The following is a 12,038-nucleotide window of genomic DNA, read 5'->3' as shown; positions in this document are numbered from 1 at the left end:
GCGATTGAATGATTCTAAATGATAATCCTACCAGTAATTGACATTATAGTCCATCCGCGTTTTCCTTGATTTGCGTACGTAGTTTTTCTATTAGGGTATCGTAGCCATCCTTTTTTAAAATGCTACCATACTCAGTCCGTTTGAGCGCGAGATCGCTGACGCCATTGACCATGATATTGATGATTTTCCATTGATCATTGACTTGATGAAGAATGTAATTAAATCGAATTTCCTCTCCATCGGCCTTTTGGAATCGGGTTTGAACAAGCTTTCGATTTTTCCTGAGAGATTCCTCCGAAATCAGCGAAAACTTTTCCCCGGAAAAACTATTGAATCGGCCAGCATAGGTGGAGTGACTAAGTTCTCCAAAAATATCGGTGAAATTCTTCTGTTGGTTTTCATTCAGTTCCCTCCAGTATTGTCCCATTGCAATCCGTGCGATAACCGGTAAGTCGTGAGTTTGGGTCACCACTGGTCGGATGAGGTCGTAGCGGCCTTTATACCCTAACTTATCCCCATCCTTCATGATCTTGAGAATGGTGTCCTGTAGGTGAGTGACGGCGGTACTCGCCTCTTCCGCCAACGCCCATTGGCTTGAAACTAATAAGATGAAAAAAAAGCTCAAAATCACAATATGATGGAGTCTCTTATATTTTTTCATAATTCCTTAATTCTACCAATTATCGAATGTGTGTACATTTGAGGGTTATCATATTCCTGGCGAAAATTAGTTTTTGAGGGCTGTTCAGGTATCCAGGTTGTATCGGAGAATGTATGGCTTAAAGTGAGAAAAGATGGTCTCCTGGGTGAGCCCAAACTGAGACAGGGTGTATCGATGGGTTCCATTTTTGTGGTTAGGGTGTCTTAGTAAATAGTTCTGCATATTACTTTTCGCGGTGTTAGTAAGCGTTAATCCAAAATGTTGGTACATCTGTTCAATAGTCCGTATGGGATGTTGTTCGAGTGCATTATACAACACATCATAGAATTGGTGCCTCTGAGTGCTAACTGCATCGCGAACATTCATGGCTCGCTGAACAGCATTGGCCCATTGAGTGAGGGCTTCCTGTCCAATCGCTTGTGGGTCGACTGAACGACTAAAGGCCTGGCGGAGAATGACGTCCAAACTAGAAACGGATCCCAAAACAGCGTGGGGGGATCGATGAGTTTGCACAATCTTCGCATCCGGGTACACGGCCAACAAAGATTCCAGGGATAAAATGTGTGCCGGGGCTTTGAGGATCCATTGCCGGGGTTGTGAGCCCCACTGGAGTTGCTGAAGGAATTGGCGGTGGTCGACATATGTGGGGCGAAGGTTCCCGCTTTCCAACCATTTTTGATAGGAGGGGATGTGGTAGGTGCTTTGAAATTGCGCACTCATAAAGCTGTGGCTCATGATCGTCACGCATTCCGTCGGATCTTGCGCTGTCATCGGGTGGACAATTTTAAATTTTGGCGCGACTAAATAAAAACCTTTGAGGAGTTGGTCAGTCTGCCGAATAGGAGATTCTGTCTGCGAGTCAGGATGACCGGGAGGGGGCGAAGGAAACATGGTTTCCCACATACGAGGTGCTCGTAGACCCGGGTCTTGTGCAAGTAGGTTGTGGAGGAAGGTTGATCCAGTTCGAGGAAGGCCCACGATGAAAATAGGTGAGGTGATGGGTTCCTGAGAAATTTCCGGATAGGTTTTTCGATCTTGTGTCAGAATTAAACGATTCCCCAGAAGCCGAATGGTTTCCCCCTTCACAGCCAAGCGTCCGACCATGGAGAGGCGAGCCTCCTTTTCGCAGGCCTCCAAGAGAATGTTTAACGGTTCGAGAAAGGAGGAGTCGCCAAAATCTTGAAGCTTCGTTTTCTTAGAAGCTTGGGCCATGAAGGACTTTGAATCGAATGGAACCAGTGGGAGACCCAGGTCACGCAACCGAGCCCCCGCGGCATTAAATAATTGGACAAAGGGGAGGATGTTCATCAGTGTTTGTAGGAAAATTTTTTTTTAACGTCTCGTCATGATTATGAGGACGATTTTTAAATAGGTTAATCGGGACTTCTTTAGATTTGGTCTCCTGTCCTGGTTACTTGGTGGCTCCAAATGGGCAGATGTTACATAATTTTTAAAAATGTTGATTGCTGATGTCAGCTAACAAAATTCTGTGAAAGTTTTCAAGGGGATCATATCTGCTGAGAGGGGATCTCGGAAAGAAGGCCTGCCAATGTTTAGTGGGAAAGGGGCGACTGAAATGCTCAATTTACAGCCGATGAGGCTCCGATCATATTGGCAATAACCAAGTGCTTCACCCACCACAAAAATTAGGCAAAGAGATCAATGATTTTCGGTTCTGATGGTGGTGTATTCGATCCAGAGGAGGGGAGTTCCTGAACTTTTTCCGTACGTTCTTGTTGCAACTCTCTTCGAGCTTGGGCTTCTAGCCGTGTGGCTTGTGCTGCCACGGCACGATCTTGAGCAGATGGATTCGCGGGGGCATTCGCAGCGGCTCGAATTTGTCGAGCCTTTTGGATGGTGGCCTCAGGATCCCCGGAGACCGCGCTGGTATCAATGTTGATCTCTCCTCCAACGGCATATAGTTGACCGTCTGACCCACGTTGGTACGTATAGGACGGTCCTCCTTTGGCGAGTGATCCAGCGGCCGCGGCATGTGCTGCTTCATGGGCACGAACCTCTCGATCTCGGGCTTTGAGTTTTTCCAATTCCGGATCATGGCCGGAAAGCTGGACAGGATCATGGACTGGGCTGGTAATGCCCTTTTCTTTGGAATTTGTTGGTGTTGAGGAGGTTGGGGACGCTGTCGGAGTTGTTTGTAAATGCCCTATTGGAAGAGAAGGGGTATTGAGCGAGTGTACCTGCATAATGTAGGGTTAACCCTTAGAAAACCATAAAATTTTATATGGTAAAACTATCGGAAAACTTTGGCTCGTCCTGAAATTCATGATTTTCTGAACGAACGCACGAAAAGTTGGCCGAATTTTCAAAAAAGAGGGCAAAATGCCGGGAGAGTCTTTAACAGTTTCCGCCACGGAAGAGGGCAAAAAGCTGTGGTATTTGAAGCGAATCAGACTTTTTGCTGGGCTTTCTTGGAAGGAAATGCGTCATTTGCAACGGATCACCAAAATGGAGAGTTACGCCAGGGGGCAATTATTGTATCTCCCGGGAGATCCGAGCGGGGCTGTGTTTTTGCTTAAAAAGGGGCGAGTTAAAATTTCCAAGGTAAATGACGATGGTCGGGAGGCACTATTGGCAATTCTCGAGCCTGGCGAAATTTTTGGGGAAACGGAAGCGGTCACTGGAGAGCATCGAGAAACGCTTGTCCAGGCATTGGAAAAAACCATGGTGTGTGAGATTCGTCGAGAGGATTTTGAAAAATATCTCCAAAAATATCCACATGTGGGCGGCCGAGTGATAAAACTCATGGGCTTGCGGCTTCGCGCGATTGAATCGCGAGTTGGGGACATGGTGTTTAAAAGTGCACCCGCCCGTCTTGCCACCATGCTGCTCAATTTGGCGGAAACCATGGGGTGCCCTGAAGACCGAGGGATTCGTCTTCAGTCTCGGCTTACCCACCAAAACCTGGCTAATTTGATTGGAACGTCCCGCGAAACCGTGAGCACTTTACTTGGTCAGTTCTCCAAACGAGGGCTTGTTCTACAAGATCATCGACATATCGTAATTCTTGATAAGGCGAGATTAGCCAACGTGCATTAGGGGGAAAGCAGACAAAGGAAATTTGACTTGGATACACAAAAAGGCCAACTCCCGTGTTTTTTGGGAGATGGCCTTTTGTCGTGCGACCTAAAAAACGAATCAGGTCTATCGAAGAATAAGCAGCTGGCCGCCTAAATCATCCTTCGCCGAAGGGTTCGTGTAATTCAGCAGATTGCTGGCCGTAACGTAGGTTAAGTCGCTAGTGGGGATCCCAATGAACTTGGTTTCTCCAGGTTTTAAGGTGAGTTTGGCGGTCATGGATGTTGGGCCGGCAAATGCAGAATCGGCGGTAAGGTGGAAGGAGTAGTCCGATTCAAGTTTATTTGTCACTTGCAGAAGAACTGGGCGACCCGCGCGGCCACCGGTTCCTTGAGCTACGAGATTCAAAATCGCGGTTGGGGGGTACCATCCTTGTTTGTTGCCAACTTTCATAGCGGTGAATGCGATATCCACATCAAGTTCCTTGAAGGGCTGGCCTACCACAGACCCTGTCTCGAGATCTCCAATTTCAACGCCGCCCGACTGTAAGGCGAAGGCTGACCCGGTCAATCCAAAAATCAAAAACACTCCCAAGCAAAGGATGAAGAAAGACGTGCGCATCATACTGCCTCCTTGGTTGATAATAGAAAAACGGCTGATATTTTCCTGAAATATGTATGTTCTTAGTGTTGCAGACCCCGTGAGGAGCCTGGAATGAAGAGATGAGGTAGGCAAACCTCCCTTTATCCCGAGGGCTCTCCACAGGACATGGGCAGGAAGCGCAATAGGTCTGGAATGGCCTTGAGAGTCCTACCCAGGGGAACCAAGATTTAGGAGTGTCGTCTTGGTTCAAGATTCTTCAATTATGGGGCGTTAGTATAGGGTGGGGCCCGACTCTGGTCTACCGATGGGTACTAATCAATGCAACACTTTCGGGATTTTCTGAGATGCGAAACGGAATGAATAAGAATTATCGTTGAGAGAGCGATGAATAGAAAAGAGTTGGGAAAGGCTTGTATACGGGGCAACTTTTTGACCAACACCCCAAAATTGGGGAATCCAAAATGATGAAAAAAATCACCATCAGTTTACATAACTATTTTGCCTGTCTTTGGGATTATTTAGACTTCGGTGAAGAAAATTTAATTTCGATGGCGACTAATTTGTCATCAATCTTTGCCGCCTCTGCAATTAACCGATTCCCGACTTGAGGACGTGCGTCGTTCGTGGTGATGCCATTGTGTTGAAAAATGGTGTCAGGGCTGATGTGTATCGTGACGACTTTTCCTTTGGGTGTTTTCACTGTAATCTGATCTTGTGTCGTTTCTGTGACCGTGCCGAGGACGTGAGAGGCGTTCCCATGGGCGCCCACAAAAAGAGGAGCGGATAGAAGCAACAGAAGGATGGTGAGGGCAAGTAATCGTTTCATAACATTTCCTTTTGATTTAATGATGATGTTCTGATGGTGGGACAAAATCCTCACCAGCTAAGAAGGCGTCCATAGCTTCCTGTTCAGCCCGTTCCTGTGCGGTCTTCGGATTTAATTCTTTCATTTGTGAAATTTCTTCTGGAGTAATATTTGGTAGATGTCGAATGAAATGGACCAAGGCCCAACTTCCCATATCTTTCTCCGGATCCCCACTTCCCCAAGCCGGCATGCCGGTAAACCGCACACCAAAGTGAATCACATAAAATAATTCTCCATCCGACATCGATTGAATGGGTTCTGTGCGGAGATCAGGGACGGGCGGATAAAAATTTGGCCCCATTTCGGTCTTCCCGCTTCCATCATTCGCATGGCAGGACGCACAGTGATCGGCAAAATGGTGAAGTGCCTCTTCTAAGTTTTCCGCGGAAGCTTCTACAGGGTTTTTCGCATCTCGCCATTGACTTGGTGTTGCCAGGTGGCGTGCAAAACGGGCCATGGTGACTTCCCATTCCGGCGGTTTCCCCTTCGCGCTAAAGGCTCCGGGTAACAGCCAAGTCACAACTAAGATCAAACCCAAGACTGCAACCGCTCCAATGCCAAGAAGTTTTTTCATTTTTTAGTCAACTGCAGTCCATGATGTGGATAAAGGCTACAATACTTTTTATTATGCACCCTTTCCCATTCGAAAGCTAGAATTCAGCTGAATTTGTTGCTTCCATTATGACGTCTGGTATTTCCAGATGAAAGAAATTTGGTAGGAAGTTCAAAATGAACGGTGAATTGTGGTTGGACGAGGACGGCTTCTTTTGGTAAAAAATCCGTCCTCGATGTATGTTTTTAACCCTTCCCAGAAGGGAATATTATTTTTCTTACGATGCCATCAGGAGAGTCATTCCGAAAATAATAAATAGTATCTATTCCCCCATAGATAATCGGTGCTTTCTTGCTAATTAAACGTCCATTCCATTCCCGCAAATCCACTGATTCCTGGAGCCGGATTAAAGAATCTTCCCATATTATCGTTCACCACTACTGCCCCGGCATAAGTTTGATTCGTCAGATTCCGGCCTTCGGCAAAAATTACGAGATTTTTGCGGATATTATATCCACCTTTCATGTGGACAACAAAATAGGCTGGATTTTTCACGGTATTGAGATTATCCACATGGAATCCTTTGATTGACCATTCAAAATTCGGGGCAATCCAGAATCCACTTGGGTGATCATAACGTAATTCTCCAGCCAGATTATGTTCCGGAGCGCCAGGGACGCGATTCCCATCAGCCGCAATAAGCGTACTCCCTCCAAACACATCATCGGTAAATTGAAACAACGACCATGTATAAGCGGTCCGAACAATCAGTCGATCCTGTTGGGCTGGTGTGCCAGGGGCCAGGAGGCCTGTGAGGACAAGAAGGCTTCCGCCTGCCTCAATGCCGGTATGACGAGTCCCATTCGCATTTTGAAAGGTGCTCGTGCCTCCAATAACAGAAGCCAAAATTTCCTTTTCCATTTCTAAATTATACACCGTGAAGTCCCACGAAAATCGCTGGTTAGCGGTTGTGCCCCGCGTACCGATTTCGAATTGCCAGGCACGCTGAGCGTCCAAGGAAAGAAACGCTGATGTCGGTGTCGAGCCATCTGGATTTATTGCTGAGGTCAACTCTAAATTGAGAGGCGGTTCGTAGCCACGGCTGATATTTCCAAAAATTTGAGAAGTCGACGACGTGTGATAGACAACCCCCGCCTTTGGCGTAATCGCATTGAATTGTCGAAGGTCACTTCTGCTACTCGTCACGAGCCCGGAAAATGGACTGATTAATTCGTTGCGGGCTTGCCGAACACTATAATCCCATCTCCCCCCAATAATCAGGACCAACCCATCTGATATGTTAAATTGGTTTTCAATGTAGGTTCCAAAATTGGTGGTTCTGGTATTCAAGTTCTGCGTCTGTGGCCCGCGATTGCCAAGAACATTGCTGAATCGGCGTTGGTGTTGATCGCCGTAACGAGGCTGATGTCCGATAAGAAATGCATTGTCATGCCCAAAGAGCGGCTTCGAATTATGATACCGAAGTTCCGCACCGACGTTATGATTATCCTGAACGATCGTTTGAAAAATCGGGTGATCGAGGTATTGATAAGAATAAAAAGGTATGATTTCGATAAATTGTTGAGGAGAAAATTCATTTCGATAAGCCACACCTGCTCGCCACAGGTTGTAAAATCGCCCATAGTTACAGACCTGGTTGGGGACACAAGCAAACAGGCTGATTCCACCCAAAGAACTGGACTGTTGAGGATTGGCCTCCATTTGTCCCAGTGTGAGGGAACCAGGAATCCGTTCAGCCACGTTGCCGCCTAAGAGATATGCCCGAATTTCTTGGTGGGTGCCAAGCTTAAATCCGAAATTTGCATTGAGCCGCTGCCGGTCTTGTTGGCTGTGATCCTGGAAGCCGTCCTGATGATTTCCGGAGACGCTAATATAGTAGTCGGCAATGACATCCATGAAGCCAAGCTTCATAGGTTTGGAAACACGGCCACTAGAAACTTGGCCCATATACAACCCAAAGCTTCCACCTTGGGCACGCACTTGCAACATCGAAGCATTATATCCCGTCCGTGGCACGAAATTGATGGCTCCACCAATGGTGTTGGCGCCATACCTTAAGGCATTGGTTCCTTTGTACACTTCGATTCGTTCATAGGCCAGCAATTCGATAGATTCAAAGTCGGAAAATCCATCGGCATCTCCGAACGGAATACCGTTGATTAAGATCGTAATTCCTCGATGATGAAAATTGTTCCGTAGGGAAGTGCCTCGAATTTGAAATTGGCCCTCGTCTGCACCAAAGCGGGATTGAAACCGGACTCCCGGAACGAACTGCAACACATCATTCAAGTTCAAACCGCGTGATTGTTTAATCTCTTTTTCTTCAATCAACGCCGTGCTCGCAGGCCGACGCGAAAGTTCTTCTTTGATGATGTCAATATTTTCGATTTTTTTGCCCTCTACTAAATATGTGGGAAGAGTTTCAATGTCAGTGTCGGTGATAGTCGTTGGAGGGGTATCAGCAAATGTTGGAGAAAGTCCAAATAGGGAAAACCACATGATAACGATCATAGACCGATAAAATTTGAAATGAGTGCAAGGTAGGCCCTGGTACATAGAAAGTTCCTTTCTTATGGAGACGCAAATCTTGGGTGCAGCCAAAGATTGCCTAGGAAGCAATGCTGTTGAAGAAAAACGATTGAATGAAAACTAAAAATCTAAGGGAGGCGGGCGAGCCCTAAAAAAGTTGGGTGACAAGATTGGGTAAAAGAGAAAAGGGGCAACCAAAACACCGACTATGAAGAGGACCAGCAGGAGTTGAGGCGAGGCAGGCTGGGTGTTTGAAGGCTGTGCGCTTACCTGACAGGCCCAAAAACATAACGGTGAGTGGGAATGAGATGTATTTTTATGTTGGTGTGAAGCTGCATGTGGGTTGAAATGGTTGACCGTACAATAAGTTGAAACGCTGGCGAGCCCAAGATAGAGAATGACCAAAAACAGCGTGAAATGTCGCACCAAAAATTTCATACGAGGTGTCATCACGGTCTTACTAGGTATACGCATCATTGAATAAGAGTCCATGCTGAACCTAATTAACGTAAGGGCGCATGCTTGGAGATTTGTGTAAATTACGTGAAGCAAGAGTCTCTCAGTTTCGCAGTTCCTCACTGATTCTGTTTAGTCCTGATCTATGCCTCCATAAAAATTAGGTTTTTCGACGATTAGCAAATCTTTTCCGGATTCAAAATTCATTCAATGGACTCAGGGTTTACCAAAGTTCGGATAAACGCGATGGCGTCCTGGCTGTCCCAGTCTCGCGGGCCCATAGCCCGGCCAAGAATGGTTCCATCGCTTCCAATCAAGATGGTCGTGGGTAATCCCCGAACAAAAAATTGTTGAGACACTTCTTGGGTTTCATCGAGCAGAACTTCCATGTTCAAGTGAAGGAGGTTCCAAAAGGCCTGAATGGCCTTGGGCTGAATATCTGTAGTGACAGCCAGAATTTTAAACTTGTCTCGCGGGAAATGTTCTTGCAGTCGATTTAGAGCAGGCATTTCTTCTTTGCACGGTCCACACCAGGTTGCCCAAAAATTTAAAAGGACGACTTTCCCCAACAGTTGCTGAGAATCCACGGGTATTCCCTCAAGGGTTACAATGCGGAAGTGCGGGGCTTGGGCTGGAGGAATGGGGGGAACTATTTGTAGGGAAGACAACGTATCATTTGCCCAAACCGAATGCCCGGAGACCGTATGGGGTAGGAGTGGTATGGGCAACCCGAAGAGGAGGAAAACGATGACCTGGAGCATTACGGTTTAGTGTGAGTGAGGGGTCGATATCGTGACGGGTTGTACAATCAACACATTATTGGGAAAGGCATGTTCGTTCCAAGCAATGCTCCCTTGGCCTCGAGTATTGAGGCTGACGACTGGCCCCTCTCCTTTGGCTTGATTCAGGCGTTGAGGGGTCGTGAACGTGTTTCCTCGATCTTCCGAATAACTCAGAAATACCTCATGTCGAACCGGCGAGAGTTCTTCCCACACCACGAGGATTCGTCCTTGTGGATCTACGGCCATATGTGGCTTATCCGGAAAAGTGCCTTTTGAACGATTAAGCATACGACGTGGTGAAAAGGTTTGTCCTTGATTGTCAGACATTGCGAAATAGATCCCCGGTGTTTCATCAGGGCCTTCGGTATACCAAACCACATACAGTCTTCCTTGACCGTCGACCCCTATCGAGGATGGTCGATGCGGACATGCAGGAAAAACCCATTGGTCGTGACCCACGATAACGGGCGATGAATAGGAACGCCCGTTATCCGTTGAACGAGCCACCACGGTTTCTCTCACGTTGCCCTCAAGAGTCTGTCGCCAGGAAACATAAATTGTCCCGTCTGGAGCTGTGGTCATTGCGGTTCGACAACAGACACAGGTCATTCCCTCCAGTGCGAGGTTTTTTTTAAAACTCAATCCCTTCGTGTCCGATCGTGTGGTCATCGTTTTGGGTTGTCCATGCCCCAGCCGTTCGTCGATCCAAGACACATGAAGCGTGCCTGATGGGCTGACACAGAGATTGTCAAAGCTATGACTGGTTGGGGCTGCATCATCATTTACGGTGACTGGAGGGGTAAACGTGCCTATGGCAGGGGCCCAGCGACTTGCCTTTAGAAGGCTCGCAAATGGATTGCTTTTTCCTTGGGGATGGGGTGTTGACCAGGTGATATACACCGATTGATCTGGTCCCAATGCGAGAGCAGGAGGTTGATGGAGTGAAGATACGGGATCCCCGTCTTTGTTGACATGAATGGGCAGAGTAACGCCCATGGCTTGATGGGGCGCTGTTGCGTAAAAAATTTCGTTGCGAGCTTTCCCTGCTTCAAACCATGCCAGATGTAGTGTTCCTTGGTTGTCAATTTTCAATGCCGGTCCAGATATACGTTTGGAGCCATGATTAAGATTCAATGGTATGCCAAACTCCAGGCCAGGAATTTGGGGAGACGATGACAGGCCAGGGGACGGTGAAATGAGATTAACGATCAACCAAGGTACAAGGAACAATAGGAATGTTTTTGAGAGCAGGATCATATACTCACTCTATTTTGTAGGATGAACAACCGGTATTCCAAAGACTCTACCAACATAAAATAGAGATTGTGGTTTTGGACTGTCTACGGGAGCTTGCCAACAGATGCTACCCCTTGCAACAGTTTTATTTATAAAATCCTTCCTGCTCTTGAAGCAGACCGAAATGGCAAGTTTGCAAATTAATGGGGGGTAGGGGGAAAGCTCGGGAGGTTGCAACAATCGAGCTTTCCCACTCCCAAATCCAAGGTCAGGAGGAGAGCCTAAACCTTGGAAACAAAAATTTTGGTAGAACAAGATTCCGATTCACTTGGGTAAACCGTCGCTTAATGCGTAGGACTTTGTTTTTTCCAATTATCTATCCAGGCCAATCAAAAGATATAAAATCTTTGGTGAAGGTGAAATCATGGATTTACTGATCCGGCTTCGAAGAAATTTAGCGGGTTGATGGCATGATAACTGACTTGTTTGCCTTCGGTCCGAGGATCGTAGTACCCACCAGATTTTCCGTTTGTGTGTCTAATCAGGGGGCTGGAAGGATTAGGCGTATTGTTAAACTGATTCGCCAGATCACGATAGGTTATTCTGCCCATTTCAATTTTATCGAATTCATCATCTGTGCCATAAGTGACTTGACTGGGATAGGGACGACATCCATCAACCGCGGCATTCAAAATAGGGTGCAATCGGAGGAATGTGTCCAGTGCTTGCTGGGCAATGGAACGTATTCCCGGAGGTAATTGGGACAGGAATTCCTCACGGGAAATCCCTCGAGGGTGGGAATCAGAAAAAATGACCGCATGGTTGGTGTTAAAGGCAATAGCTCCTTTGTGAATGACTCCATTGGTTAAATCTTGAAGAGTCAGTTCATGTACATAGGATTTTTTTCGAGCATCCTCAAATTGAGGGGGAATAAATTGGTTTGTCACTTTTCGCAAAACCAAATCTCGGTGGCGAGCGATTCTGACCTGGATGTTTTCGTCTGGTCGAATTTTTCTACACATGATGGAACTGAAGGGTTGTGTTCTCAAGTGTAGGGCAAAAACTTTTTCGGATGCCGATTGTGCCAAAGATGTATTGGCGGCAATGAAAAAGAAAATAAGCGCAAAGGCTGGAAGGGCTGGATATAAGCATGTATTCGAGTAAACTTTTATATCATTATTCCCTTAAAACGGTTTTTGAATGGCATGCCAAGGTGTGTTGGGAACCCGATATTCCTCATGACTCAAAGCATCGTGAAGTTCTTTATTAGGAGAACAACCTAGTATTCGCTCAGAT

Annotated in this window: 11 protein-coding genes; 1 reads left to right on the top strand and 10 read right to left on the bottom strand. The window is 46.7% G+C overall.

Going from position 1 to position 12,038, the window contains the following annotated elements; translation table 11 throughout:
• Positions 1-43: 43 nt before the first annotated feature.
• From PPG34_RS16375 to PPG34_RS16365, 3 genes are all read right to left on the bottom strand, one after another.
• A complete protein-coding gene (locus PPG34_RS16375) occupies positions 44-661 on the bottom strand; it encodes an ABC transporter substrate-binding protein (RefSeq protein ID WP_313834514.1) in 618 nt (205 codons plus the stop codon).
• Positions 662-745: 84 nt separating this feature from the next.
• Positions 746-1,969, bottom strand: coding sequence for a sulfotransferase family protein (locus tag PPG34_RS16370; protein WP_313834513.1), 1,224 nt, complete (start codon positions 1,967-1,969; stop codon positions 746-748).
• A gap of 338 nt (positions 1,970-2,307) precedes the next feature.
• Entirely contained in the window at positions 2,308-2,865 is a 558-nt protein-coding gene (locus PPG34_RS16365) for a putative metalloprotease CJM1_0395 family protein (RefSeq protein ID WP_313834512.1), read from the bottom strand.
• Positions 2,866-3,001: 136 nt separating this feature from the next.
• Here PPG34_RS16365 and PPG34_RS16360 point away from each other — a divergent pair, with 136 nt between their 5' ends.
• Complete coding sequence (locus PPG34_RS16360) at positions 3,002-3,718, top strand: Crp/Fnr family transcriptional regulator (protein ID WP_313834511.1); 717 nt, start codon at positions 3,002-3,004, stop codon at positions 3,716-3,718.
• A 105-nt stretch (positions 3,719-3,823) separates the two neighbouring features.
• On the opposite strand, the gene PPG34_RS16355 is transcribed toward PPG34_RS16360, so the two are convergent.
• The 7 genes from PPG34_RS16355 to PPG34_RS16325 all read right to left on the bottom strand — a co-directional run bounded on the left by PPG34_RS16355 (position 3,824) and on the right by PPG34_RS16325 (position 11,698).
• Positions 3,824-4,321: a hypothetical protein gene (locus PPG34_RS16355; protein ID WP_313834510.1), complete on the bottom strand. Its 498-nt coding sequence runs from the start codon at positions 4,319-4,321 to the stop codon at positions 3,824-3,826.
• 493 nt (positions 4,322-4,814) lie between these two features.
• On the bottom strand, positions 4,815-5,126 hold the full coding sequence (locus PPG34_RS16350; RefSeq protein WP_313834509.1) for a DUF5666 domain-containing protein: 312 nt from the start codon (positions 5,124-5,126) through the stop codon (positions 4,815-4,817).
• Positions 5,127-5,142: 16 nt separating this feature from the next.
• On the bottom strand, positions 5,143-5,739 hold the full coding sequence (locus PPG34_RS16345; RefSeq protein WP_313834508.1) for a c-type cytochrome: 597 nt from the start codon (positions 5,737-5,739) through the stop codon (positions 5,143-5,145).
• A gap of 333 nt (positions 5,740-6,072) precedes the next feature.
• On the bottom strand, positions 6,073-8,238 hold the full coding sequence (locus tag PPG34_RS16340) for a TonB-dependent receptor family protein (RefSeq protein WP_313834507.1): 2,166 nt from the start codon (positions 8,236-8,238) through the stop codon (positions 6,073-6,075).
• Positions 8,239-8,927: 689 nt separating this feature from the next.
• Entirely contained in the window at positions 8,928-9,485 is a 558-nt protein-coding gene (locus PPG34_RS16335) for a TlpA family protein disulfide reductase (protein WP_313834506.1), read from the bottom strand.
• A 6-nt stretch (positions 9,486-9,491) separates the two neighbouring features.
• On the bottom strand, positions 9,492-10,598 hold the full coding sequence (locus tag PPG34_RS16330; RefSeq protein WP_313834505.1) for a sialidase family protein: 1,107 nt from the start codon (positions 10,596-10,598) through the stop codon (positions 9,492-9,494).
• Positions 10,599-11,164: 566 nt separating this feature from the next.
• Positions 11,165-11,698: a hypothetical protein gene (locus PPG34_RS16325; RefSeq protein WP_313834504.1), complete on the bottom strand. Its 534-nt coding sequence runs from the start codon at positions 11,696-11,698 to the stop codon at positions 11,165-11,167.
• Positions 11,699-12,038 lie beyond the last annotated feature (340 nt).

It is taken from the genome of Candidatus Nitronereus thalassa (genome assembly GCF_032191465.1).
Taxonomy (GTDB): Bacteria; Nitrospirota; Nitrospiria; order Nitrospirales; family UBA8639; genus Nitronereus; species Nitronereus thalassa.
Note: the sequence above shows the minus strand (reverse complement) of the source record. Positions and strands in the feature narration are given on the sequence as shown.

What these genes read in the sequence shown, in the direction of transcription:
- PPG34_RS16375 (WP_313834514.1), bottom strand. Translation starts at nt 661, where the DNA reads ATGAAAAAATATAAGAGACTCCATCATATTGTGATTTTGAGCTTTTTT.
- PPG34_RS16370 (WP_313834513.1), bottom strand. Translation starts at nt 1,969, where the DNA reads ATGAACATCCTCCCCTTTGTCCAATTATTTAATGCCGCGGGGGCTCGG.
- PPG34_RS16335 (WP_313834506.1), bottom strand. Translation starts at nt 9,485, where the DNA reads ATGCTCCAGGTCATCGTTTTCCTCCTCTTCGGGTTGCCCATACCACTC.
- PPG34_RS16340 (WP_313834507.1), bottom strand. Translation starts at nt 8,238, where the DNA reads ATGTGGTTTTCCCTATTTGGACTTTCTCCAACATTTGCTGATACCCCT.
- PPG34_RS16345 (WP_313834508.1), bottom strand. Translation starts at nt 5,739, where the DNA reads ATGAAAAAACTTCTTGGCATTGGAGCGGTTGCAGTCTTGGGTTTGATC.
- PPG34_RS16360 (WP_313834511.1), top strand. Translation starts at nt 3,002, where the DNA reads ATGCCGGGAGAGTCTTTAACAGTTTCCGCCACGGAAGAGGGCAAAAAG.
- PPG34_RS16365 (WP_313834512.1), bottom strand. Translation starts at nt 2,865, where the DNA reads ATGCAGGTACACTCGCTCAATACCCCTTCTCTTCCAATAGGGCATTTA.
- PPG34_RS16355 (WP_313834510.1), bottom strand. Translation starts at nt 4,321, where the DNA reads ATGATGCGCACGTCTTTCTTCATCCTTTGCTTGGGAGTGTTTTTGATT.
- PPG34_RS16350 (WP_313834509.1), bottom strand. Translation starts at nt 5,126, where the DNA reads ATGAAACGATTACTTGCCCTCACCATCCTTCTGTTGCTTCTATCCGCT.